At 69.1% G+C, this 20,605-nt stretch carries 29 protein-coding genes; 6 read left to right on the top strand and 23 right to left on the bottom strand.

Going from position 1 to position 20,605, the window contains the following annotated elements:
* Nucleotides 1–46 precede the first annotated feature (46 nt).
* Nucleotides 47–232 carry a hypothetical protein gene (locus AB0I76_RS06535; protein WP_357030667.1) on the bottom strand — a complete coding sequence of 62 codons (186 nt, stop codon included), beginning with the start codon at nt 230–232 and terminating at the stop codon, nt 47–49.
* A 76-nt stretch (nt 233–308) separates the two neighbouring features.
* Between AB0I76_RS06535 and AB0I76_RS06530 the strand changes: the two genes are divergently transcribed.
* Nucleotides 309–1,142: an endonuclease/exonuclease/phosphatase family protein gene (locus AB0I76_RS06530; protein WP_357030661.1), complete on the top strand. Its 834-nt coding sequence runs from the start codon at nt 309–311 to the stop codon at nt 1,140–1,142.
* Between the two features lie 3 nt (nt 1,143–1,145).
* On the opposite strand, the gene AB0I76_RS06525 is transcribed toward AB0I76_RS06530, so the two are convergent.
* Together AB0I76_RS06525 and AB0I76_RS06520 are read right to left on the bottom strand one after the other, a co-directional pair.
* A complete protein-coding gene (locus AB0I76_RS06525; RefSeq protein ID WP_357030658.1) occupies nt 1,146–2,012 on the bottom strand; it encodes an AraC family transcriptional regulator in 867 nt (288 codons plus the stop codon).
* A gap of 96 nt (nt 2,013–2,108) precedes the next feature.
* On the bottom strand, nt 2,109–2,489 hold the full coding sequence (locus AB0I76_RS06520; RefSeq protein ID WP_357030655.1) for a VOC family protein: 381 nt from the start codon (nt 2,487–2,489) through the stop codon (nt 2,109–2,111).
* Between the two features lie 63 nt (nt 2,490–2,552).
* Between AB0I76_RS06520 and AB0I76_RS06515 the strand changes: the two genes are divergently transcribed.
* Nucleotides 2,553–3,296 carry a VOC family protein gene (locus AB0I76_RS06515; RefSeq protein ID WP_357030652.1) on the top strand — a complete coding sequence of 248 codons (744 nt, stop codon included), beginning with the start codon at nt 2,553–2,555 and terminating at the stop codon, nt 3,294–3,296.
* 8 nt (nt 3,297–3,304) lie between these two features.
* Here AB0I76_RS06515 and AB0I76_RS06510 read toward each other — a convergent pair whose 3' ends face one another.
* Nucleotides 3,305–3,766, bottom strand: coding sequence for a DUF1707 domain-containing protein (locus AB0I76_RS06510; protein ID WP_357030649.1), 462 nt, complete (start codon nt 3,764–3,766; stop codon nt 3,305–3,307).
* A gap of 22 nt (nt 3,767–3,788) precedes the next feature.
* Nucleotides 3,789–4,766, bottom strand: coding sequence for a cation diffusion facilitator family transporter (locus tag AB0I76_RS06505; protein ID WP_357030646.1), 978 nt, complete (start codon nt 4,764–4,766; stop codon nt 3,789–3,791).
* Between the two features lie 155 nt (nt 4,767–4,921).
* Between AB0I76_RS06505 and AB0I76_RS06500 the strand changes: the two genes are divergently transcribed.
* Nucleotides 4,922–5,281 (top strand): metalloregulator ArsR/SmtB family transcription factor, encoded by a 360-nt coding sequence (locus AB0I76_RS06500; RefSeq protein ID WP_357030642.1) that lies wholly within the window; start codon nt 4,922–4,924, stop codon nt 5,279–5,281.
* A 16-nt stretch (nt 5,282–5,297) separates the two neighbouring features.
* Here AB0I76_RS06500 and AB0I76_RS06495 read toward each other — a convergent pair whose 3' ends face one another.
* From AB0I76_RS06495 to AB0I76_RS06480, 4 genes are all read right to left on the bottom strand, one after another.
* Nucleotides 5,298–5,789, bottom strand: a complete 492-nt coding sequence (locus tag AB0I76_RS06495) for a GNAT family N-acetyltransferase (RefSeq protein WP_357030639.1) — start codon at nt 5,787–5,789, stop codon at nt 5,298–5,300.
* A 49-nt stretch (nt 5,790–5,838) separates the two neighbouring features.
* Nucleotides 5,839–6,771, bottom strand: coding sequence for an NAD(P)-dependent oxidoreductase (locus AB0I76_RS06490; protein WP_357030636.1), 933 nt, complete (start codon nt 6,769–6,771; stop codon nt 5,839–5,841).
* A gap of 111 nt (nt 6,772–6,882) precedes the next feature.
* Nucleotides 6,883–7,566, bottom strand: coding sequence for a DUF1345 domain-containing protein (locus AB0I76_RS06485; RefSeq protein WP_357030633.1), 684 nt, complete (start codon nt 7,564–7,566; stop codon nt 6,883–6,885).
* Between the two features lie 108 nt (nt 7,567–7,674).
* Complete coding sequence (locus AB0I76_RS06480) at nt 7,675–8,238, bottom strand: hypothetical protein (RefSeq protein ID WP_357030630.1); 564 nt, start codon at nt 8,236–8,238, stop codon at nt 7,675–7,677.
* Nucleotides 8,239–8,635: 397 nt separating this feature from the next.
* Here AB0I76_RS06480 and AB0I76_RS06475 point away from each other — a divergent pair, with 397 nt between their 5' ends.
* Nucleotides 8,636–9,652, top strand: coding sequence for an aminoglycoside phosphotransferase family protein (locus AB0I76_RS06475; RefSeq protein ID WP_357030627.1), 1,017 nt, complete (start codon nt 8,636–8,638; stop codon nt 9,650–9,652).
* A 240-nt stretch (nt 9,653–9,892) separates the two neighbouring features.
* Here the strand turns inward: AB0I76_RS06475 and AB0I76_RS06470 are convergent, their stop codons facing one another.
* The 13 genes from AB0I76_RS06470 to AB0I76_RS06410 all read right to left on the bottom strand — a co-directional run bounded on the left by AB0I76_RS06470 (nt 9,893) and on the right by AB0I76_RS06410 (nt 18,364).
* Nucleotides 9,893–11,008, bottom strand: a complete 1,116-nt coding sequence (locus AB0I76_RS06470) for a site-specific integrase (protein WP_357030624.1) — start codon at nt 11,006–11,008, stop codon at nt 9,893–9,895.
* Nucleotides 11,009–11,112: 104 nt separating this feature from the next.
* On the bottom strand, nt 11,113–11,307 hold the full coding sequence (locus AB0I76_RS06465; protein WP_357030621.1) for a helix-turn-helix domain-containing protein: 195 nt from the start codon (nt 11,305–11,307) through the stop codon (nt 11,113–11,115).
* Nucleotides 11,308–11,319: 12 nt separating this feature from the next.
* Nucleotides 11,320–13,110: a replication initiator gene (locus AB0I76_RS06460; protein WP_357030618.1), complete on the bottom strand. Its 1,791-nt coding sequence runs from the start codon at nt 13,108–13,110 to the stop codon at nt 11,320–11,322.
* Nucleotides 13,110–13,379: a hypothetical protein gene (locus tag AB0I76_RS06455; protein ID WP_357030615.1), complete on the bottom strand. Its 270-nt coding sequence runs from the start codon at nt 13,377–13,379 to the stop codon at nt 13,110–13,112. The genes AB0I76_RS06460 and AB0I76_RS06455 overlap by 1 nt, the downstream gene beginning before the upstream one ends.
* Nucleotides 13,376–14,221 carry a DUF2637 domain-containing protein gene (locus tag AB0I76_RS06450; RefSeq protein ID WP_357030612.1) on the bottom strand — a complete coding sequence of 282 codons (846 nt, stop codon included), beginning with the start codon at nt 14,219–14,221 and terminating at the stop codon, nt 13,376–13,378. The genes AB0I76_RS06455 and AB0I76_RS06450 overlap by 4 nt, the downstream gene beginning before the upstream one ends.
* On the bottom strand, nt 14,208–14,504 hold the full coding sequence (locus AB0I76_RS06445; protein ID WP_357030609.1) for a hypothetical protein: 297 nt from the start codon (nt 14,502–14,504) through the stop codon (nt 14,208–14,210). The genes AB0I76_RS06450 and AB0I76_RS06445 overlap by 14 nt, the downstream gene beginning before the upstream one ends.
* Entirely contained in the window at nt 14,501–14,881 is a 381-nt protein-coding gene (locus AB0I76_RS06440) for an RRQRL motif-containing zinc-binding protein (protein ID WP_357030606.1), read from the bottom strand. Before AB0I76_RS06440 ends, AB0I76_RS06445 begins: the two co-directional genes overlap by 4 nt.
* The gene (locus AB0I76_RS06435; protein WP_357030603.1) at nt 14,878–15,177 is read right to left on the bottom strand and encodes a hypothetical protein; all 300 of its coding nucleotides are present in this window, start codon (nt 15,175–15,177) and stop codon (nt 14,878–14,880) included. The genes AB0I76_RS06440 and AB0I76_RS06435 overlap by 4 nt, the downstream gene beginning before the upstream one ends.
* Nucleotides 15,177–15,620, bottom strand: a complete 444-nt coding sequence (locus tag AB0I76_RS06430; protein ID WP_357030600.1) for a hypothetical protein — start codon at nt 15,618–15,620, stop codon at nt 15,177–15,179. Before AB0I76_RS06430 ends, AB0I76_RS06435 begins: the two co-directional genes overlap by 1 nt.
* 85 nt (nt 15,621–15,705) lie before the next feature.
* Nucleotides 15,706–15,915, bottom strand: a complete 210-nt coding sequence (locus AB0I76_RS06425; RefSeq protein WP_357030597.1) for a hypothetical protein — start codon at nt 15,913–15,915, stop codon at nt 15,706–15,708.
* Nucleotides 15,912–16,778 carry an FtsK/SpoIIIE domain-containing protein gene (locus tag AB0I76_RS06420; protein WP_357030594.1) on the bottom strand — a complete coding sequence of 289 codons (867 nt, stop codon included), beginning with the start codon at nt 16,776–16,778 and terminating at the stop codon, nt 15,912–15,914. Before AB0I76_RS06420 ends, AB0I76_RS06425 begins: the two co-directional genes overlap by 4 nt.
* 85 nt (nt 16,779–16,863) lie before the next feature.
* Nucleotides 16,864–17,748, bottom strand: a complete 885-nt coding sequence (locus AB0I76_RS06415; protein WP_357030664.1) for a hypothetical protein — start codon at nt 17,746–17,748, stop codon at nt 16,864–16,866.
* Between the two features lie 298 nt (nt 17,749–18,046).
* Nucleotides 18,047–18,364, bottom strand: a complete 318-nt coding sequence (locus tag AB0I76_RS06410; RefSeq protein ID WP_357030591.1) for a hypothetical protein — start codon at nt 18,362–18,364, stop codon at nt 18,047–18,049.
* A gap of 164 nt (nt 18,365–18,528) precedes the next feature.
* On the opposite strand from AB0I76_RS06410, the gene AB0I76_RS06405 reads away from it, so the two are divergent.
* Nucleotides 18,529–19,272, top strand: a complete 744-nt coding sequence (locus AB0I76_RS06405; protein ID WP_357030588.1) for an XRE family transcriptional regulator — start codon at nt 18,529–18,531, stop codon at nt 19,270–19,272.
* Nucleotides 19,273–19,275: 3 nt separating this feature from the next.
* Nucleotides 19,276–19,743: an NUDIX domain-containing protein gene (locus AB0I76_RS06400; RefSeq protein ID WP_357030585.1), complete on the top strand. Its 468-nt coding sequence runs from the start codon at nt 19,276–19,278 to the stop codon at nt 19,741–19,743.
* On the opposite strand, the gene AB0I76_RS06395 is transcribed toward AB0I76_RS06400, so the two are convergent.
* Complete coding sequence (locus AB0I76_RS06395; RefSeq protein WP_357030582.1) at nt 19,740–20,288, bottom strand: HD domain-containing protein; 549 nt, start codon at nt 20,286–20,288, stop codon at nt 19,740–19,742. The genes AB0I76_RS06400 and AB0I76_RS06395 overlap by 4 nt on opposite strands.
* Nucleotides 20,289–20,605 lie beyond the last annotated feature (317 nt).

Raw genomic sequence — 20,605 nt, 5'->3', positions numbered from 1 at the left:
GACGTGGTCGACTACGACAGCGCCCGCACCCAGCAGGTGCCCGCGTTCAAGGCGTTCTTCCACGCGATGCTCGCCGCCGGCGTCTACCTGCCGCCCGGAGCCGGTGCAGCACCGGGTAGAGGGTGCCGCTGGGCAGGTCGGTCGTCGCCATGAGGTCCAGCCCGTAGTGCTCGGTCTCCGGCTGGGCCAGCAGCGCGGCGAGCACCCGCGCGACCGGGATGGTGATCCGCATGCGCGGGACTATATCGGAACTCTACATAGGGGTGTGTCCCGTTCCGCCCCTCCCGGGCGGGGGTAACTCGTACGGCATGGAACACGACCTACGCGTGGTGACGATGAACCTGTTCGCCCCGGACAACGCGGACTGGGACCGCCGCCGCCCGGTGCTCGCCGACGGGCTGGCCCGGCTGCGACCCGACGTCGTCGCACTCCAGGAGACCGTCTGGGGAAACGGCTACGACCAGGCGGCCGACCTGCTCGGCGACGGCTGGCACGTCGCCCGGCACAGCGGACGGTCCGCCGACGGCGTCGGCGCGGCGCTGGCCACCAGATGGCCGCTGGGCACCGTACGCGAACTGGACCTGCACGTCACCGAACGCGTCGACCTTCCCTGGTCCGCCGTGGTGGTGGCGGAGGTCGAGATGCCGCCACCGGTCGGGACGGTGCTTGTCGTCCACCACAAGCCGGCACACCAGATCGGGTACGCCCACGAGCGCGAACTCCAGGCGGTGGCAGCCGCCCGGTTCGTCGAGCGGCTGCTCGGCGGCCGGGACCTGCACGTCGTCCTCATGGGTGACCTCGACGACACCGACGACTCCGCCAGCGTCCGGTTCTGGACCGGCCGGCAGTCCCTGCACGGCTTCAGCGTCGCCTACCAGGACGCCTGGGCCGCCGTGCACCCGCACGACCCGGGTCACACGTTCACCCCGGTCAACCCGCTCCAGCGGACCGGAACCATGCCGCTGGAGACGGGCCGCCGGATCGACTACGTCATGGTGCGCTGCGGCACCCACGGGCCGAGCCTGGAGGTGGTCGACTGCCGGCGGATCTTCGACCGGCCGGTCCACGGCGTGTGGGCGAGCGACCACTTCGGTGTCCTCGCGGACCTGCGGGTCCCCGCCCGCCGCCCCGGTGACGGCTGAGCGTCAGATGGGTACCCGCTCGACCGGGATCCACAGCTCGGCGTCCGCGTGGGTGCCGTCGGCCGAGACTCGCGTACGGGAGATCTCCGGTCCGGGCCGGCTGCGGTACGGGTTGGACGGGAACCACTGCGTGAACACGTCCCGCCACAGGTGCTGCACCGCCTCCGGGAACGCCCCGGAGGTCTCGAACACCGCCCAGGTTCCCGCCGCCACCGGCAGGGCGTCCAGGTCGTCCGGTGCGTCCGCGCCGGTCACCACGCCGTACCAGTAGTCCAGTTCGGTGCCCTCCTCGCGGCTGCCGGTCAGGCCGTCACTGACGTTGACGACGCCCCGCGGCTCCTGGTCGGACAGCGCCTCGATCCGTCCCTTCGTCTCCAGGTCGAGACCCCGGACGAAACTGACGATCGCCGGGTTCATGCCCTCGTGCACGAGCGGAACCCGGGCCTTCCGGCCGACCAGCCGGAACCCGTCCTTCTGCACGATCCGGTATCGCATGCTGCTGCTCCCTTCGACGATGAGTCGGAAGGACATCCGGGGCTGGGAGTGCAGTGCCGCCCCCGTACGCCTGGCCTCTCCCGGGCCGACGCCGTGCACGGCCTGGAACGCGCGGGCGAACGCCTCGGTGGAGCCGTAGCCGTAGCGGACCGCGATGTCGAGCAGCGTCCGCTCCCCCGCGAGCACCTCCGCGCCCGCGACCGTGAGCCGCCGGCGACGGACGTACTCGGACAGCCCGACGCCGGCCAGCGCGGAGAAGAGTCGCCGGAGGTGGTACTCCGACGTCATCGCGATCCGCGCCAACTCGGCCACGTCGACCGGTTGGCCGAGGTGCCGCTCGATGTGGTCCATGACCTGGTTCAACCGCTCCAGCACCCGGACCTCCTTCCCTGTCGCCGACCACGCTAGGTCGGCGAGAGGGTCCGAGACCCGACATGCCGTGCCCGCTCCGGTCGGGTGGTGGCTGCCCGGTCAGGGCCAGGTGCGCGCGTCGGCGTCGAAGACCTCCGGCGGCGTCTCCTGCGGCAGGACGCAGAGCAGGTGTCCGCCCGGCGCCCGGAGTACGCGGCACTCCTGCCACCGGGCCACCTGGACAGCGCCGAGGGCGAGCAGCCGGGCGGTCTCCGCCTCGACGTCGTCGGTCTCGATGTCCAGGTGGAACCGGGGTGCGTCGTCGACCGCCTGGACGGCGGTGATGATGCCCGATAGGGCCTCGTGCAGGGTGGTGAACTGGGGCTCCGGCGCGTACGGCTCGGCCCGGGCACCGAGGGCGGCGGACCAGAAGGCCGTCGCCTGCGCGGCCTCGTCGGTGGGGGCGTCGATGATCAAGGCGAACACGCGGCTTCGATGCATGCCGCGCAGAGTATCGATGGCTCTTCCTCCTTGCGATCCCGACAGAGGGTGTCGGGATCGCGGGTGACACTCGTCCGGGGGATGCCGCACGGGCACCCCGGATCGGAGGGCGGAGACGTGACCGAGGTGGCGAGCGGTACGACCGGACGGCTCACGCCGGAGCAGTTCCACCAGGCGTCCGGTGTCGAGGACTGGCGGGTGGTGGGTGAAGGCGCGTGCGCGTGCTTCCGTACCGGATCCTTCCCGGTCGGCGCGCGGCTGGTCCAGGCGATCTCCGAGCTGTCCGACCTCGACGCCCACCATCCCGACGTCGACGTACGCCACGACGCCGTCACCGTCCGGCTGGTCACCATCACGCCCGACCATTACGGACTGACCGGACGCGACGTGGAGCTGGCACGACGGATCTCGGCGGCGGCCCGGGACCTCGGGATCCCCGCCGACCCGTCGGCCGTGCAGACCGTCCAGGTCACCGTCGACGCTCTCGTCAGGCCCGACGTGCTGCCGTTCTGGCGTGCCCTGCTCGACTACACCGACCGCCCCGACAGCACCGAGGACCTGATCGACCCGCGCGGCCGTGGCCCGATGCTGTGGTTCCAGACGATGGACGCGCCCCGCCCGCAGCGCAACCGGATGCACATCGACGTCTGGGTCCCGTACGACCGGGCCGAGGCGCGGATCGCGGCGGCGCTGGCCGCCGGTGGCCGACTGGTCAGCGACGCGGCGGCGCCGTCGTTCTGGGTGCTGGCCGACGCCGAGGGCAACGAGGCGTGCGTCGGTACGGCCGGCTGGATCGCTCCGTCGTGAGGTGCGTGTCAGTCGTGTTCGCTGCTCTGGATCGGTGCTCGGGGCGGCTGACGCAGATGTTCGACGTAGGTCATCGCCACCGTCACCGCGACCGGTACGGCAAGGGCCCACCAGGTGCCGTAGGCGAACCCGAGTACGACCGTCACCGGCAGGCCCAGCCCCAACGTCAGGCAGCCCGCCACCGCGACAGCGGGGATGTCGATGTCCTGATCGGCTTCGGTCGGCGGAACGGTGGACGACGGCAGCCCCGGATGGGGCGCGGGAAGGTCGGCGAATATCCGGAACAGCTCCGCCTGGTTACGTGCGTGCTGGCACGCTTCCACCCGCCGCTCGAACTCGTCGGAGTCCAGTCGTTTCTCGCTCAGGTGCACCTCGAGCGCGAACTCCGCCGCCCGACGTTCCGGGGTGCCGATACGAACATCGGGCGAGGGTCCACTCACGGCCATGCCATGATCGTCGGCGCTGTTCACGGCAGGAGCCTAGCCTTCATGGTCAGGTGCCTCCCGGCCCTCGGCGCTGGTGCGAGAGGTTCACGTGGTGGTGCCCGCCGGGGTGGCTGTCCGGATCCGTGTGCACGGTAGCGGTGGTCAGCCTCGGCACCGCGCGGGTGAGCTGGTGCTCGGCGTCAGCGGCGATGGCATGCGCGTCGACGAGACTGAGGCGGGCGTCCACGACCAGGTCGGCTTCGGCGTGCAGACGGTGGCCGATCCAACGCAGCCGGACCGTGGCGACGTCCCGGACACCGTCCACGGCACGCAGCGCGGCCTCGGCCTTGTCGACGATGGCGGGGTCGACCGCGTCCATCAGGCGGCGGTAGACCTCGCGGGTGGCGTCCTTGAGCACGAAGACGATGGCGACGGCGATGACCAGGCCGACCACCGGGTCAGCCCAGCGCCAACCGAACGCGACGCCGCCGGCCGCGGCGACGACCGCCAGCGACGTGTAACCGTCGGTGCGGGCGTGCAGGCCGTCGGCGACGAGGGCGGCAGAGCCGATCCGCCGGCCCACCCGGATCCGGTAGCGGGCGACCAGCTCGTTGCCGGCGAAGCCGACGATCCCGGCGGCGGCGACCCACGGCACGTGGGTGATCTCGGCGGGCTCCAGCAGCCGGGTGATCGCGGTCCATCCGGCAGCGACGGCCGAGGCGGCGATGACCACGACGATGACGATGCCGGCGAGGTCCTCGGCTCGGCCGTAGCCGTAGGTGTAGGCCCGGGTGGCGGCCCGCCGGCCGAGCAGGAACGCGATCCCGAGAGGTACCGCGGTCAGGGCGTCGGCAACGTTGTGCAGGGTGTCGCCGAGCAGCGCCACCGAGCCGGAGAGTACGACGATGACCGCCTGGGCGACGGCCGTGACACCGAGACCGACCAGCGAGATCCACAGCGCCCGCAGCCCGTCCCGGGAGGATTCCAGGGCCGGGTCGATCGTCGCCCGGGAGTCGTGCGAGTGCGGCACCACGGCATGTCGCAACCGGTGCCACCAGACTCCGGGGCGGCCACGGTGGTCGTGGTCATGGTGGTGTGCCGCCCGATGCTCATGCCCGTGACCGTGCTCGTGCACCGCTCCCCCAGACATCGGCTGCGCAAGCGGTTCGCACCGCCTCTTGCCGGCGATAATATGTGCTCATGTACGCACGCGACAATGTTGCAAGTGCCAGTGAGCTGCAACAACGCCTCCCAGAAGGCGACGAGGTGGAGGCGGCCACCGACATGCTGCGGATGCTGGCCGACGGCACGCGGTTGCGGCTGATGTGGCTCCTCAGCGACGACGAACACGACGTGACCGCACTCGTGGCCGCCCTGGGTGCCGCGCGACCCGCGGTGTCGCAGCACCTCGGCAAGCTGCGGTTGGCCGGCCTGGTGAGCGTGCGACGGGACGGCCGCCGCGCCCTGTACCGCGCGAGGGGCGGACACGTGCGGCGGCTGGTGACCGAGGTCATGCAGGCGGCGTCCCACCGGGTGACCGGCGCCCCCGAGCACGACTGACCGCGGAGATGCCGGGTTACCCGGCGGCGTGGAGTTCCTTGCCGTACCAGATCTCCATGTACGGACCCGTGCAATAGGCCGGGATCTCGGCGTATCCGTGGCGGACGTACAGCGCGCGGGCCTCGGTCAGATCGAGGCGGGTGTTGAGGACCATCCGACGAGCGCCAAGCGTGCGTGCCTGCTCCTCCAGCAGCTTCAGCAGGAGGCCGGCGCCCTCCTTCCCGCGGAAGGCGGGACGCACGTAGACACGGGTGAGTTCGGCGCGCTCGGCGTCCAGCATCAGCACTCCGCCGCAGGCCGCGGCCTCCCCGCCGAAGCGGCCGACGACGAACTGGCCCGTGGGCGGGGTGAGCTGTTCGACGCCGTCCCCGGCCAGACCCTGCTCGATCTCCTGCGAGGTCGCGGGCCGCTTCCAGTACCGGCTCGCGACCTCGTCGTAGTAGTCACGGCGCAGGCTGCTGGCGTCGGGCGAGTCGAAGGCTTCCGGGGCCAGGGTCCAGGACGTCATGCCGCTTTCTACCGTCGAGACGCACACCGTAGCCACTGGGTTCCGACGATCAGCCGAACAGCTCGCGGAACCCCTCCCGCCATGACGGGTACGCGAGGTTCAGACCCAGCTCGGACTTGGCCCTGGCGTTGCTGGCCGCCCGGAGCTGGGCGCCGTAGTACACGGCCTGAACGCCGATCTGCTCCTCGGCCTCCTCCTCGGACATGCGCCGCGGCGGAGGGGCGTCCAGGATCTCGGCCAGGTAGGGCAGCCACTCGGCCTGGGGGGCGGGCTCGTTCCCCACGACGTTGTAGATGCCGGGGCTTCCTCTGTCGACCGCCCGCACGGTGGCCGACACCGCGTCGCGGACGTGCACGAACGGATACCGGCCGGTGCCCTCGCCGACGATCGGCAGGTCGCCCGACCCGACCGCGGTCGCCCATTCGCCACCCGGCCCGATCGCGGTGCCCGGACCGTACAGAAACCCGTAGCGAAGGACGACTCCCTCGATTCCCGGTGTGTCCAGCACCAGCGCCTCGGCCGCGACGTTCGCCTGGACGTGGCTCCGGATCGGCTCCGGAGCGTCCAGGTACAGCGGCGCCGACTCGTCCGTGGGCCCCGATCCGACCGGCTGGGTCATGAAGCTGGCGCTCTGCGCGACGACCCGACGGGTGCCGGCTTCACGGGCCGCCGCCATCAGCGACCTGGTGCCGTCGCTGCGCAGCCGGTTGGTCACCTCCAACCACTTCCCGTAATCCCGGGACGGTGCGGAGAGCGCCGTGATCTGGTTGACGATCACCTCGGGTTCCGCCCCGAGGATCGCCTGCCGCACCGCGGCTTCGTCCAGCCCGTTCATCAACGCCGGCCGCGCCCCGAGTGCCTCCACCACGGAGCAGTTCTCGCTCCGGTGGGTGCTGGCCGTGACGTCGTGACCGAGTTCCACCAGCGCCTCGACGAGGGGTCGACCCACGACCCCTGTTCCCCCGGCGACGAAGATCCGCACCACCGTCTCCCTACTGCCGCGGCCTGCTCGTCGCCGACGGTCGTCGAGTGACCGTACCGCCGGTCCCGCGTCCGGCGGCGTGACCTCGCCTCCGGTACGCCCAAAGGGGACTCAGCGGGCCAGGTCGGCGACGAGGTTGACGGAACCCGCCACGATCACCACACCGAAGACGTACGACAGGACGGCATGGGACAGCACGCTGCCCCGGATCCGCGGATCGCTGATGGTCGTGTCCGACACCTGGTAGGTCATGCCGATCGTGAAGGCGACGTAGGCCAGATCGCGGTAGGTGGTCGGCCCCCGCTCGGACTGGCCGCCGAAGCCGATCCCCCCGGTCGTCGATCCGAATTGCAGGTCGGCGTAGCGCAGGGTGAACACCGTGTTGACCACGGTCCACGACAGCAGGACGGTCAGCATCGCGACGCCGACGAGCAGCATCCGCACTGTGCCGCCCTGCCGACCGGCGAGGCTGAGGGCGAGGCCGACACCCAGCAGGCTGATGACGCCCGCCCCGACCAGCAGCACCGCTGCGGTTACCCGCGTCTCGTCCTCACGCATGGCGAGCATCTCGGTGTGGGAGCTGTCCGCTCGGAGGATGACCGGCCAGATGGTGACGAGGAAGGCGAGTGCGGCGGCGTCCCAGCCCCCGACCGCGGCCAACTGCCATGTCATGAACGGCAGGAGCGCGAGCGCGACGACGAGCCCGATGGAGGCGACGATGACGGCTCGCCGCAGGGCGGGGGCGTGCCAGCCCAGGCATCGGTGATACCACGTCTCCGGGGGCATTGCGGTCATTGTCCGAGTTTCCCCCACTGCCTCGCCTCGCGTGCTTAAAGCCGGGCACAGCAAGCCCGTTGGCACCTGGACGGCCCGCCTGGCGATCGCCACGTCGAATCAGGCCGATCAGGCTGAGGTGACCACCGTTCTGGGCGAGCCGAACGTGGAGGAGCCGGGACCGTGCGCGACGCAGATCAGGACCCGGTCACCGAGCGGCGCGGCCAGACGCACATCCACCTCGCGCTCCTCCGCGTAGGCCAGCCGGATGCCGCTCGGCCCGTCAAGGGGCACTTCCACCGGCTGGACGAGCACCGCCTTGTCCGTCTCGAACGCCTCAGCGTAGGGATAGTCGGCATATTGCCCGGGTGTTCCCGTGAACCGGTACGTCAGAGTGAGCCCGTCGTCCGCGAGCACGGATTCCTGATGACCGTAAGCGCTCAGGCCCGGCGGCCACCACGTCATCCGACGTTCGAAGTCAGGATCCAGGGCGATGAACGGCCATCTCCGGTTGTCGGGATACATCATCCACGCCGGAAGCTCGCGGAGGCCGCGATCGGTGGCGAAGGGCCCGTTCGCCCAGATGAGGCGCGCCAACGGCCTCGGCGCCCCGGTCTGCACGTTACGGCAGTAGTCGATCGCGGCCGAAACGATCTCCGGCGGCAAATTCGGACTCCGGAACGCCAGGGTCATCGAACAACGCTCGCCACCGGGCGTCCGCCCTGAGCCGGTCGAGGGCCATGACGCCCAGCTCCGTCAGCACGATCGGGCGTGGCTCCCGGTGGACCGGAAAACCGTCCCACTTCGCCAACGCCTGTCGGGCCTGCTCCGCATCGATCGGCACTTTTGTCAGCCTAGCGACGAAGCGCTCGGCCGAGCGTCACGCACGTCTGTGACCGACCTGTCACGGTCGTGGGCCGGCAGCCGGCCAGGCCGCCAACGCTGGAGGCCGGCGGTTCACCACGTAGGCCGTTGCTAGGCGCTCTCCGATGGTCAACATCAAGTCGTCGAACAACACCCGCCATCGCTGGGCGTCTACCCTGTGTCCGGCAGCCACCGCTGCGTCATGAGTCAGTCCACGCAACCACCCATGATCGACGGTGGCTGCTTTCGCTCGCGCATCACATCGCGCCCACCTTCGATGGTCAACGAGGACGGCTCAGTGAGTGATATCCCGGATCTCGGTCCCCTGCCGCAGCGCATCACCGTCGACGCGGAACAGGTGCGTCGGCTCATCGCCGACCAGTTCCCGCACTTGGCCGACCTCCCGATTGAGCCGGTAGCCAACGGCGGCTGGGACAACTGGACCTTCCACCTCGGCCCCAAAAGGCTGGTGCGTCTGCCCAGCGCGGCAGAGTACGCCCTGGCGGTCGACAAGGAACATCGGTGGCTCCCGGCCCTCGCCGCTCGGCTGCCGCTGCCCATCCCCGCCCCGGTGGCGAAAGGCAAGCCAGATGCGGGCTACCCCTATCCGTGGTCGATCTACCGGTGGCTCGACGGCCAACGTGCGAGCGTGGACCGCATCGCCGACCCGGTCCGATTCGCGATCGACCTCGCCGAGTTCCTGGCGGCCCTGCAGAGCGTCGACGCCGCTGAGGGTCCGCAGCCGGGTGTCCACAACTGGTTCCGGGGCGGCACCCTGCGCACCTACGACAAGAAAGTTGAGCGTGCGCTCGCGGAGTTGGACGGCCACGTCGATGCCGAGCTGGTGTGCGAGATCTGGGCGAGGGCGCTCAACGCCTGCTGGGACGGTGTAGACCGCTGGTTCCATGGGGACATCGCCGAGGGAAACCTCTTGCTTGCTGACGGGCAACTGGTGGCCGTCATCGACTTCGGGACATGCGGCGTCGGTGACCCAGCCTGCGATCTGGCGATTGCCTGGACCTTGCTGACCGCTGACGGCCGGCAGGCGTTTCGCGAGCGGCTGTCGGTGGATGATGCGACATGGGCGCGCGGACGTGGCTGGGCCCTCTGGAAAACGCTCGCCACCTGTTCCTACACATTCGAAGATCCCGAGGACGCGGAAGAATTCGCGAGCGCGCAGCGCGTCCTCGGCGAGATCTTTTCTGAATACACGGTCGGCGCTGTCACTAAGCCTCGCCCGTGACAGCCAACACGCAGCGGCACGCCCTCGCCCAGCCGTGATCACGATCCCCGGCTGGAGCACTAGGCGCCGGCTACGAGCTGGTCCACGCTCCCACGGCTGGTGGCGATACACGCCTCGCGCCGGTGGGTGACCTGGTAGACGCGGTCTCTGAGCTGGTGGACGACGGACGAGTCGACCTGTACGCCGGATTCTGATAGGTACGCATGCTCTGAGCTGGGCGAATGTGACCGCTCCCCCGTCTCAGGCCGTGTCGGGGCCGTCGGCAGGGTTGGGCCGGAAGAGTCGATCGATGGCGTTGCGGGTGCGTTCCTCGCTGGCCGGCATGAGGTGCGTGTACACCCGGAGTGTGAATCCGGGGTCGGAGTGGCCGAGGTAGGAGGCGAGGGCCTTGATGCTCTCCCCCGCGTCGAGCAGGGCCGAGGCGTAGAAGTGCCGGAGCGCGTGCATGCCGGTCGCTCGGGTCGGCACGATGCCAGCCGCCGTGACGGCCGGTCGCCACGCTTTGGCGTCGAACCAGCAGCGGTTGATCGGCTTACGCCAGGTGGTGGTGAGGATGAGGTCGGTGGTGACCTGCTCCGTGCTGGCCGGGTCTTCCCACGGGAGGGTGATGGTCAGCGGAGGGTGGTCTTTCATGTGCTGCCGCAGCACGTCGGCCACCGACGCCGGCAGTGGCACTCGCCGGTCCCGGTTGTTCTTGGGCAGGCCGAGGACGAGCCGGTGGCGGACCAGCTTGACCTGACGTTGGATGTGCAGCCAACCGCCGTCGAGGTCGATGTCGTCGACGGCCAGGCCGAAGACCTCACCCTGTCGCATGCCGCAGCCGGCCCCGAGGTCGACGACGGCCCGATAGCGCTCGGGTAGGCCGGCCCGGATGGCGGCGATGTCGTCGAGCTTCCACGGCACCACGCGGCGCTCGACTGGCCGAGGTTGGCTGACCGACCGAGCGGCGCAGGGGTTTTTCGGAATCCGCTCGTCGTCGACGGCCGCACCGAGGATGGTGCGCAGGTGAGCGAAGATCACGGACCGGGTCGACGGGGCGAGCTTCCCGACGAGGCTGGCGTCCCACTCGCGGATGTGGCCAGGTTTGATGGCGGCCAGCTGGCGGTTGCCGAAGTACGGCAGCAGGTGCCGACGTACCCGGATCTCCGTGGTCTCTCGGGTCGACTCGTCGAAGCTGCGGGTACGAAGCCAGCTTTCGGCGTACTCGCCGAAGGTGATCCGGCCGGCCGCCGGATCGACGTACGCGCCGCGCAGCTTGTCCGACTCGACCGAGACGAGGAAGGCTTCCGCGTCCCGCTTGCCCCGATCCGGGAAGGACTGGCTCCGCTCCCGCCCGTCCGGGCCGATGTAGCGCACGCGGTAGCGCTTGCCAGTGCCGTGCCGCTCCGTTTTCTCGCGCCTGGCTCGTCCGTCCGGGCCCGTGGCGGTGCGGTACCAGCGATCCTCGATGTGGCCCATGCTCAGGCCACCCGACTTCTCACCCAGGCGCGGACCTCCGCCGGGTTGTAGCGCAGGTGCCGGCCGATGCGGGCAGCCGGCGGGCCGTACTTCACCTTGCGCCAGCGGTAGAGGGTTTCCACCGGCACCCGCAGGAAGGCGGCAACGTCTTCGACGGACCAGAGTTCGTCGACGAGCTCTCGCGCAGTCACGGTCATCCTTTCGTGTCGTCAGGCGGCGGCCGGCGTAGTGCCGGCGGGGGTGGTGGCGAGTTCGTGGGCGAGTTCTTCGCGGCCGGCGGTTCGTCGCTCTCTGGCCATGGCGGCGGCGGTGTTGGCGAGCAAGGCGTCACCCGAGGTGTGCCAGCCGACGCCGGCGAAGGTGAGGGTGCCGACGATGAGCGTCGTGTCGTCCTCGTCGAGCCGGTCGACGAGCTGGCCGCCGGCGGCAGGGTGCTCGTGGACCTGGTCCTCATGTCGGCGGAAAGCGACTCGGGTATCCCGAAGGAGTTGGAAGGTCACCGAGTAGCGGCGGGCTTTGGTGAGGAAGTGGCCGCCGTAGCCGAGCATGTGAGCCCACCGCCGTAGCCGGGCGTAAGGGTTGGTGGCCTGCGGCCGGTTGGCGGGTTGAGCGTCAAGGGCGGCTTGACGCGCGGCGACACAGGTGGGGCAGGCGGCGTATCGGGTGTGGGTGCCGCAGTCGGGGCACTCCCAGCGGTCGACGAAGCCGGGCCGGGGCCGGGGGTCACGGGGCCGCTCCGACAGCGGCACGGGCGTGCCGGTGGGTCGGCCGATGCGCCAGCAGGCGTCGATGAGGCGGGCGATGTGGTCCCCGTCGGGGTCGGCGTAGTCCCCGATCGATTCGGCGGTCAGGCGGGTGCTCGTGTGCCCGGTGGCCTCGGTGCTCTTGGTGGCGTACTTGGCAAGGTAACCGGCGGCCATGCCATCGGTGACCTCACCGGTGCCGTCGGTGGCGATCGGCTCCAGGTCGACCTGCTCGCCCCAGGCGATCGGCCAGCCCTCGGGCCGGTCCGGGTGGTTGGGGCTGTGGAAGGCGATCTGCGCGGCGGCGTGGCGCAGGGCGTCGACGAGGTCGTCGATGGTGAACCCGGCCGGTGGCGGGACGATGGCGTCGGGGTCCTGGCCGTCGATGCCGTCGAGGCGGGCGATGGCGTGGAAGTGCACCGCTCCGCGTGCTTGAAGTTCGGCGACCTTGCCCGGTGACAGCCGGACCGGCGGGACCTTGCGGATGTTGCCCGAGGCGGTGACGACCTCGACGCGGGGAACACCTCGGCGGCGGGCGAGCTTCGCTAGGTAGCGTTCCGCGGCTTGCTTGGTGCGGTGCCACAGCTCGCCGGAGAAGATGTTCCAGACAACCTGGTGGTCGTGGTCGTAGCAGTCCAGGCACAGCGGATGCCCGAGCACCGCGTCACCGGATTCATGGCGAGCCCAGCAGACTGCCGGGCGGCCATGTTCGCAGAGGGCGACGTCGCGGCGGGCGTGGCAGGGCTCGGCGCGGCAGTCGCAGCGCTTCCGGTTGCCGCAGGTGTGCCGCTTGACCACCCGCGCATGGACGGTCCCGAAGGACGGTGCGGTGAAGGTGGCGAACACCGCCGGATGCGAGGCGACCGACTCGGGAACACCTTTGCCGCCGACGAGGCCGGCGCGCAGGAGTTGGAAGGCGTCGCGTTGGTAGGTCTGCGCGCACGCTGGGCAGACGGTGGCGCGGCGGTTGCCGCAGGCGGTGTAGATCGCGGCGTCGGGCATGGCGTCGGTGTGCCTCTGCTCGACGACGCGGCCGGTGCTCTGTTCGATGGTGAGGAGTTGGCCGGCAAGGCGGATGGGGCGGGTGCAGCCGGCGGCGGCGCGAACGTGCTCCAGCCATCCGAAGTAGTCGGGCTGGGTGGCGCGGAGGAAGGCGGAGCCTTCGGCGGTGTAGGCGTAGACGGGTGTGGTGTCGGCGTTCGAGCCCACACCCCGGGCCAGAGCGGTCCGGGGTGTGAGGTCCAACGTCGAAGCCATCAGGCGGACACCTCGTCGAGGTGCCGGGTGGTGATGGTGTGTTGGGTGACGATGATCCGGCAGGCGCCGCACTGGCGGGCGGCCGGTTCGTGCCGGTAGCAGGGAATGGTGGCGGTCGTGTCGCCGCAGCGGATGGTGACCGGGGTGCGGCAGGGGCCGCCGGGGATGACGTCGATAACGGTGCGGCGGGTGTCGTAGATGTGCGGCTCGTCAGGCCAGGCCGGGCAGGTGTGTGTGATGTGTTCGATGTCGACGACGTAGATGGTCATCGGGCACCACCGAGCGGGGTGCCGTTCACGGTGGCCGTGCTGTGGCCGTTGATGGTGTGCAGCAGTTCCCGGGCGATGGCCGGGGTGACCGAGAGCAGGGCGGCGAGTTCGTCGGCGGTGATGGGTCGGCCGTGGGTCTGCTCGTGCTGGCGGGTGGCGAAGCGGGCGGTGGGTACCAGGTGCGCCGGGACCTCCGGCCGTGCGGCCGGGATCGGTGTGAGCGCGGGTGCCTCGATGGTGGCCGGCGCGGCGGCTGGCGGGGTGTCGACGACGGCCGCAGTGTCGACGGCCAGCGGCGGTGTGGTGTCCGGCGTGACAGCCGGGGGGATGTGTTCGGTGTTCTGCTCGGGCTTGGCGGCCAGGTTGCGGGCGGCGGTGAGCAGGGCGGCGGCTTCGGCTTCGATGGCGGCGAAGTCGGGTCGGATGCGTCCGGCGACGAGTTCGACGCCGATGACGAGGACGACGACCAGGGCGAAGACCAGGCGCAGGCCGAGGCTTCCGGGTGAGGCGAAGTTGATGGTGGCCGACAACAGGGCGGCGCAGGCGAAGACGACCAGGGCTCCGCGTTTGGCGTCCTTGGCGATGCCGGAGGTGCGAACGACGGTCAGCATCGACACCATCGCGGCGTCGAAGATCAGCGGAACCAGGTAGGCGAAGTAGCCGGCGTCTTGGGTCCACAGGTAGTGGGCTTGGTGCAGGTAGCTGGTCAGTAGTGCACCGAGCAGAACGAACCGGTTGTAGCGCTTGATGGATGAGATCGCCTTGAGCATCGCGGGTACGGCGTTGCGGGCGTACTCGGCGGCGAACTGTTCGGTGACGGCGGCGGGATCAGTGGTCGACATGACCAGTCACCTCCGGGGCCGGGATGGTGTCCAGCGGGATGAGGTCGACCACGCCGGAGCAGTGGGCGCACATGATCGGAGCCAGCCCTTGGGCGGCGAGCTGCTCGCGGAAGCAGGGCATGCAGACGAAGTCGGCTGGAAACAGGCCGTCGCCTTCGCAGAGGGCGCAGGGGCCGAGGCAGGCGGGGCAGGGCTTGTAGACGGGGCCGAGGATGTCGTGGGTGCCGGCGGGCGAGCTGCCCTCGATGCACCACAGGCACGGATCAGCAAGGTTGAAGCTCACGACGGGTTCCCTTCGTGGCAGTCAAAGCAGCAGCCGTAGCGGCGGGGGATGTAGTAGGGCTGCACCACGCCGCAGGCGCGGCAGGTACGGCGGGCGCGAAGCGCCTTGGCGATGGCGGCCCGCTGGGCCTCGGTGGCGGTGCGCTTGGGTGCGGCCAGGTCGAGGCGGTAGAGGTAGGCGACGCGCTTGCCGCGCCGCCAGAGGATCTGCGCGACCGGGTCATGTCCGCCCGGTCGAAGGCCGGCGGCGCGCAACTGGCGGCGGGTGGCCAGGCCCGTGGGGGCCATGAAGTAGGGGAAGGTGGGGAACCCGTGGCGAGTGCCGAGCGGGTCGTAGAAGCGGACTTGTAGGCCGGTGTGCTCGGCGAAGTCGGTCACGGCTTCTCACCGCCCCAGCGCTGTTGGGCGGCTTGCTTGGAGATGCCGAGGCGAGTGCCGATCTCGGCCCAGGAGTAGCCGAAGGCACGCAGGCCGACAACGGCGTCTCCGATGGCGTCGTCGAGGTTGGCCGACAGGGCGACCAGGTCGCGGAGGGCTTCGACGTCACCGGCAGCGACGCGGCGGCCGTGGGCGCGGATGATGCGCCGGGCGAACGCAGCGAAGGCGTCGTTCTCGACGACCTCGCGGCGCTTCTGACGTGGGGTGCGCGTCAAGGACGCCTTGACGGTGAACATCAGTCCTCGCCTCCCTGGCTGTGGAGGCGGTCCCACTCGTCGGCAGCCGCCTGTAGGGCGGTGATGACCTGCTCGGCGGTGCGGGCCGGGTCGTCGTTCCACGAGTAGGGAGAGGTGTTCTCGTCGATGACGAAGCCGCCTTCGTCGACAGCGAAGACCGGCGTTGTGGTGTCGAGGTAGTCGACGAACGCGCCGAGGGCGGCGAGGTAGTCAGCGAGGGTGCCGCCGTCGAGCTGGGAGAAGTGCTCGACGCGGTGGCCGGCGCAGGCGATGCCGATGGCCCCGGCGGCGCAGGCCGGCGGGGTGAGGAGGTCGGCGGGGGCGTAGATGTCGTAGTAGCTGCTCTGGGTCCAGCCGTGCCGGCGCAGGTAGAGGGCAGCCATCCGCAGCAGGTCAGCAGGAGTGACCTCGGCGGTGGTGGGTGGTTTTTGGGTAGCCTTCATGGCAGCCACGTCCTTTCGGGGCTGTTGGTGGAGGTCGGCGGAACCGGTTCGCTTTCCAGGGCTGAGGCCGGTTCCGTCGGCCGTTTCAGGTGGTGCGCAGCCGCAGGTAGCGGCGGTGCCGGGTGTCGTCACCGCCCATGGCGGTGGGTGCGGAGGCGAAGACGAGTCGGCCGCTGGCCGAGGCGACCTGGACCATGGCGGCGATGTCCTCGGGACGGCCGATGATCCACAGCTCGGTGTACTGCGCGGCCTTCTGGTTGTTGGCACGCGCGTAGGTGCGTTCGCGGGTGGTCATGCCGCCATCTCCCAGTCGGTCGGGTCGACTGCCGGGGTGGGTGTGCCGGTGGGGCGGCGGGTCCAGGCGGCGTAGTCGGCGATGTTGTAGATGTCGGTGTCGGTGAGGTAGGCGGCCTTGATGCGGCGGGGGATGCCGCCTTCGGCTAGGAGGTAGGCCGCGCCCTGGTTGGTGGGGGCGATGTCGGAGGCGGTGTAGCCCTGCTCGGCCCAGCCTTGGCCGAGGATGATGTTGGAGCTGTTCAGCGAGGTGCACCGGAACGCGGCCCGGTAGCCGAACAGGTCCCGCAGCGAGGCGGGAATGATGTCCCACGACGGGCGCTGGGTAGCGGCGACGACGGGCATGCCGCAGGCCCGGCCGAGGGAGACCAGTCCTCGCAGGAGGGTGGAGAACTCTTCCTGCTGGGCTTTGGTGCCGAGCACCGTGGAGTACATGGCGAGTTCGTCGATGACGGTGAGGATGACCGACATGCCGTCGTCGGGGCCGAGCTTGCGGCGCCGGTTCGCAAGGAGCCAGGTGTAGCGGTTGGTGGCCACGACCAGGAGCCGGCGCAGCACCGAGATGCCCTGGTCGATGTCGGGGCCGATGAACGCATCGGCCAGGTCGCGCCAGGGGCCGAGTTCGACGAGCTTGGCGTCGAAGAGCACGAGTCGGGTGTTGTCGCACAGGACGCCATGGCCGCAGATGTTGTTGACCAGGCCGGACTTACCGCCTCCGGGCTCACCGGCGGCGAGCAGGTTGTGGTAGACGACGTCGAGGTAGACGGGCTGGCCGAACTCGTCGATGCCAATGAACACCGGGTCGAACATCGACAGGCCAGCACCCACCGGCACCGCCCCAGCGGTGGTGGGAATCGTGGTCATGGGTGCCCTCCTTGGGCGAGTGGTGGGCGCGAGAAGCCACACGAACGAGCCGCAGGGCTCCTCGCGTCCCGGGGTTGGTGTGGGATCAGATCCAGTCGGAGACGTCGTCCGCGTCGGACGACTCGGAAGCCGCGGGCTTCCTGCCGTTGGCGGTGGTGGCCGGCTTCTTGCCGGCGGGCTTGCCCTGTGCCGGGAGGGTGATCGTCGGTGCGTCGACGTCCGGCAGGTCCAGGGCGGTGGGCACCGTCAGCGGCGACGCCGAGACCGGTGCGGTCGGGTCGATGACGTCGACCAGCGGGGAGCCCACGCGGGCGTTGAGCACCTCGCGGCGCTTGATGTCGAACCGCAGATAGGCGGCGTTGCTCTCCGAAGCGCGTTCGATGAGCACCGTGGAGGCGTGACAGGTCACCGCGATCTTGTCGAGCCGGGACTCCAGATCCTTGGCCGACAGGCCGGGACGCAGGTAGACCCAGACCCGCTCACCGACCGGCGTGGGCTTGGCCCACAGGATCAGCGGCAGCGAACCGGACTGGTTGGCGATGATGAACTGCGCGAAGCACACGCGCAGCCGATGCCTCACCACGAGGCACCAGGTCCAGGCGGTGACCTGGCGGCGTACCGGTGTGATGGCGGCGGGGACGCCGACGGCCAGGGCGACCACGACCAGGGTCACCAGGGTCGGGGTGTGGTTGGCGAGCTGCACCCAGGCGGTGAGCAGCACGACCGCCAGGAACACCTCTGGGCTCCACCACCACAGCAGCCGGATGACCGGCCACACGCGGACGAGCAGCCAGACGACAGCGCCGCAGGAAACGCCGATCAGGGCACCGACGAACAGGGCCACGATCGGGTGCCAGTAGGAAGCGGCCACCACGGCCGACAGAACGCCGACGATGACCGCCGTCAGGATGAACGCCATCTTGGCGTTGCGCGCGGAGGAACGGTGAACCTTGGCCTCGATGACCGTCACCGTTGCGGTGGACTTGCCGCCGAAGCGGCGGGGGCTAGACTTGGACACGACGAGTCCTCCCAATGCCAGTTGGGTCGGATGAGTAGGCGGCACCGGGGTCGGCAGACGTAGGAGTCAGTACCGACCCCGGGCCATTTCTTTGGGGTTGTCACCACTGCCAGGTGGCGACCGGACCGGGAGAAGTAGGAGTCAGGAACAACTCCCGGAACCGTCTTGAGGTGGGGTTCAGCGGACCGTCAGGCCGCTAGCTTGGTGGCCACGGACACCAGTGGCACACACAGCACGTCGTGCGATGGACCTACTTGGCCGCAGAACCGTTCTTTGGCTTCAGAGACACCGCCCGGAACGCGACGCCGTTACGCCCGTTGGTCGCCCACGGAATGGCCTCCAACTGCTCGACGGCCAGGAAGTCACCCACCTTCACGCTCGGCTTCTCACCCGCCGTGGTGATGGTGATGACCTCCCCGCCCGTCTCGTCGAGGACGAAGACCTGGGTGGACCACATGAGCCGGCCCGTGTTCTTCTCGGACTTCTGGTTGCCGTTCTGGTCGTTCTTCGGCTCCGGGTCCTTCGACGCCGTCACCTGCTTGCTCGTGGTGTCCACGTACAGCTTCACAACAGACCTCCTGTGTCTGAGCGCATCCCCAGTGGACGACTGCTCTTGTGCGGCTTGTCGCTCGCACTTCAAGAAGACATCGACGCGGGTGACGTCGGAACGGCTTTGCATGGACGCTTGGGACGTTTATAGTGGTGAAAACGTCCCCATCGTGAGGAGCGACGATGGCAAACGATCGTCTGCGAGACGCGCTTGAGCGGTCTCGGGTATCAACGGCCGAACTGGCGCTTCTCACTGAATGCGACGTCAAGACCGTGAGCCGTTGGCTTGCCGGCAGGGTTCCGCATCCTCGTACCCGCTTTAAGATCGCGAAGCGGCTGAAGGAGGACGAGGACTACCTGTGGCCAGGTGCGAACAGAGCCGCCGCCGAGGTTTCGGACTCTGCCGGAGTGGTCCAGTTCTATCCCACACGCGGAGCGGTGCCGCCAAACCTCTGGGATCGACTACTCGACGCAGCAACAGCCGAGGTAGGCATCCTTGTGTACGTCGGGATGTTCCTGACCGAGAAGCCTGATCTCCTGGACCGCTTGCGCAAGAAGGCGGCATCTGGCGGGAGGATACGCATACTGCTAGGCAATCGGGACAGCAATGCGGTCAAGCAACGGAGTGTTGATGAGGGGATCGGACCGGAGACGATCTCGGCGAAGATTGATCAGGCGAACGCCTTCTTCAGGTCGCTCGGTGGCGTGCCGAATGTCGAGGTACGGAACCATTCGACGGTGCTCTACAACTCGATCTACCGCTTCGACAACGACATGATTGTGAATCCTCACGTCTACGGCAAGACCGCTCCCATGGCGCCGGCGATGCATCTGCGTAAGACGGCAGCTTACGGCCTCTTCAACACCTACGCGGACAGCTTTGAGGCAGTGTGGCATTCGGCGACACCAAGCGAAAGCGGGAGCTAGCAGATGCCCAAGACTGACTATCTGAACGATCCGACCGCCCCGCAGGCCAACTCCCTCGTGGTGGCCGTGACAGTCTTCGTCCAGGACGAACAAGGGCGCGTACTACTCATTAGACGGTCCGATAACAGCCTGTGGGCCTTGCCTGGAGGCGCACAGGACGTCGGGGAGTCGACTGCACAGGCAGCCGTCCGCGAAGTCGACGAGGAGACTGGCCTCCAGGTGGAACCCACCGGGATATCTGGCATCTACTCGGATCCCGCTCACGTGATCGCCTATGACAACGGCGAAGTGCGGCAGGAGTTCTCGATCTGTCTACGTGCCCGGTTAGTCGGCGGCAGGATCCGAACTAGTAGCGAGTCAACGGAGGTCAAATGGGTCGAGCCGGCGAGCCTTCAGGCTCTGCCGATACATCCATCCATGCTCCTACGAATCATGCACGGGTTGGAACGCGACGCGCCCTACCTGGGCTAGCCGGCGAATTCGCGGAGGCGGCTTGTCGTCCTAGTGATGGCGTCAGCCAAATCCTGCTGGGCGCTGTCTATGAAGGCGGTGACCATGTCGCTGGGGCCATACCGCTCCTTGATCTCGGCGACCCTGCTCGCGAAATCTGTAGGCTCTCCGTCAGGTGTGGTGGTGAGGTCACACATCCACAACGCGTCTCTCACTGGCCCCTCTTCGTCCCGGAATTCGGCCAGTTGCCCTTCCAGCCCGCGGAGACGGGCTTCTCTGACAGCGCAGGAATGATGCGCGACGAGATGGACGAGTCTTTCCGGCGCGTTTATACCCCTCAGATAGACCGCACCGTCGAGCGGATGAAAGCCAGTCACGGCCAGGTGAGGCGCGTAGCCGACATCGTGAAGGATCGCTGCGGCTTCAAGCAGGGAAGCATCGTTACCGACAGCCGCAGCGAGGGTCCGTGCTTTCTGGGCGACGCCCTGAACGTGAGCCCAACGACGAGGCAGGATGCCCGACAGGTTTTGGCGGGAGACCTCATAGGCCCACGGAACCAGCGACATGCACAGACCATAACGCCACCACTGTCCCCTCAGCACTGCCCATTCGGACAGCCAGCCGGCCGGGCTGCCGGCGATGTGGTTCAAAGTTTCTGTACGTCTTCAAGGCGGCCCGCAAGGGGCCGCACGCGCCGCCGCCTAGGCGCGCGCCGGCCGCTTAGCTGTCGCACACGGCCGACACGCCTACGCCCGGCGGCTGGCGCGGAAGCGTGAAGCCCAAGGGCCGCCGCAGAACGACAGGCAGTTGACCGTGGGTGTGGTGGGCCGGCAGCCGGCCGGGCCGCGCGGCCACGAGCCCGCGCGGCGTAGGGGAGCGCACG

It is taken from the genome of Micromonospora sp. NPDC049799 (assembly GCF_040656655.1).
GTDB lineage: Bacteria > Actinomycetota > Actinomycetes > Mycobacteriales > Micromonosporaceae > Micromonospora.
Note: the sequence above shows the minus strand (reverse complement) of the source record. Positions and strands in the feature narration are given on the sequence as shown.

What these genes read in the sequence shown, in the direction of transcription:
- AB0I76_RS06535 (WP_357030667.1), bottom strand. Translation starts at nt 232, where the DNA reads ATGCGGATCACCATCCCGGTCGCGCGGGTGCTCGCCGCGCTGCTGGCC.
- AB0I76_RS06530 (WP_357030661.1), top strand. Translation starts at nt 309, where the DNA reads ATGGAACACGACCTACGCGTGGTGACGATGAACCTGTTCGCCCCGGAC.
- AB0I76_RS06520 (WP_357030655.1), bottom strand. Translation starts at nt 2,489, where the DNA reads ATGCATCGAAGCCGCGTGTTCGCCTTGATCATCGACGCCCCCACCGAC.
- AB0I76_RS06500 (WP_357030642.1), top strand. Translation starts at nt 4,922, where the DNA reads ATGTACGCACGCGACAATGTTGCAAGTGCCAGTGAGCTGCAACAACGC.
- AB0I76_RS06495 (WP_357030639.1), bottom strand. Translation starts at nt 5,789, where the DNA reads ATGACGTCCTGGACCCTGGCCCCGGAAGCCTTCGACTCGCCCGACGCC.
- AB0I76_RS06485 (WP_357030633.1), bottom strand. Translation starts at nt 7,566, where the DNA reads ATGACCGCAATGCCCCCGGAGACGTGGTATCACCGATGCCTGGGCTGG.
- AB0I76_RS06480 (WP_357030630.1), bottom strand. Translation starts at nt 8,238, where the DNA reads ATGACCCTGGCGTTCCGGAGTCCGAATTTGCCGCCGGAGATCGTTTCG.
- AB0I76_RS06475 (WP_357030627.1), top strand. Translation starts at nt 8,636, where the DNA reads ATGATCGACGGTGGCTGCTTTCGCTCGCGCATCACATCGCGCCCACCT.
- AB0I76_RS06465 (WP_357030621.1), bottom strand. Translation starts at nt 11,307, where the DNA reads ATGACCGTGACTGCGCGAGAGCTCGTCGACGAACTCTGGTCCGTCGAA.
- AB0I76_RS06460 (WP_357030618.1), bottom strand. Translation starts at nt 13,110, where the DNA reads ATGGCTTCGACGTTGGACCTCACACCCCGGACCGCTCTGGCCCGGGGT.
- AB0I76_RS06455 (WP_357030615.1), bottom strand. Translation starts at nt 13,379, where the DNA reads ATGACCATCTACGTCGTCGACATCGAACACATCACACACACCTGCCCG.
- AB0I76_RS06450 (WP_357030612.1), bottom strand. Translation starts at nt 14,221, where the DNA reads ATGTCGACCACTGATCCCGCCGCCGTCACCGAACAGTTCGCCGCCGAG.
- AB0I76_RS06435 (WP_357030603.1), bottom strand. Translation starts at nt 15,177, where the DNA reads ATGTTCACCGTCAAGGCGTCCTTGACGCGCACCCCACGTCAGAAGCGC.
- AB0I76_RS06430 (WP_357030600.1), bottom strand. Translation starts at nt 15,620, where the DNA reads ATGAAGGCTACCCAAAAACCACCCACCACCGCCGAGGTCACTCCTGCT.
- AB0I76_RS06425 (WP_357030597.1), bottom strand. Translation starts at nt 15,915, where the DNA reads ATGACCACCCGCGAACGCACCTACGCGCGTGCCAACAACCAGAAGGCC.
- AB0I76_RS06420 (WP_357030594.1), bottom strand. Translation starts at nt 16,778, where the DNA reads ATGACCACGATTCCCACCACCGCTGGGGCGGTGCCGGTGGGTGCTGGC.
- AB0I76_RS06405 (WP_357030588.1), top strand. Translation starts at nt 18,529, where the DNA reads ATGGCAAACGATCGTCTGCGAGACGCGCTTGAGCGGTCTCGGGTATCA.
- AB0I76_RS06400 (WP_357030585.1), top strand. Translation starts at nt 19,276, where the DNA reads ATGCCCAAGACTGACTATCTGAACGATCCGACCGCCCCGCAGGCCAAC.
- AB0I76_RS06395 (WP_357030582.1), bottom strand. Translation starts at nt 20,288, where the DNA reads ATGTCGCTGGTTCCGTGGGCCTATGAGGTCTCCCGCCAAAACCTGTCG.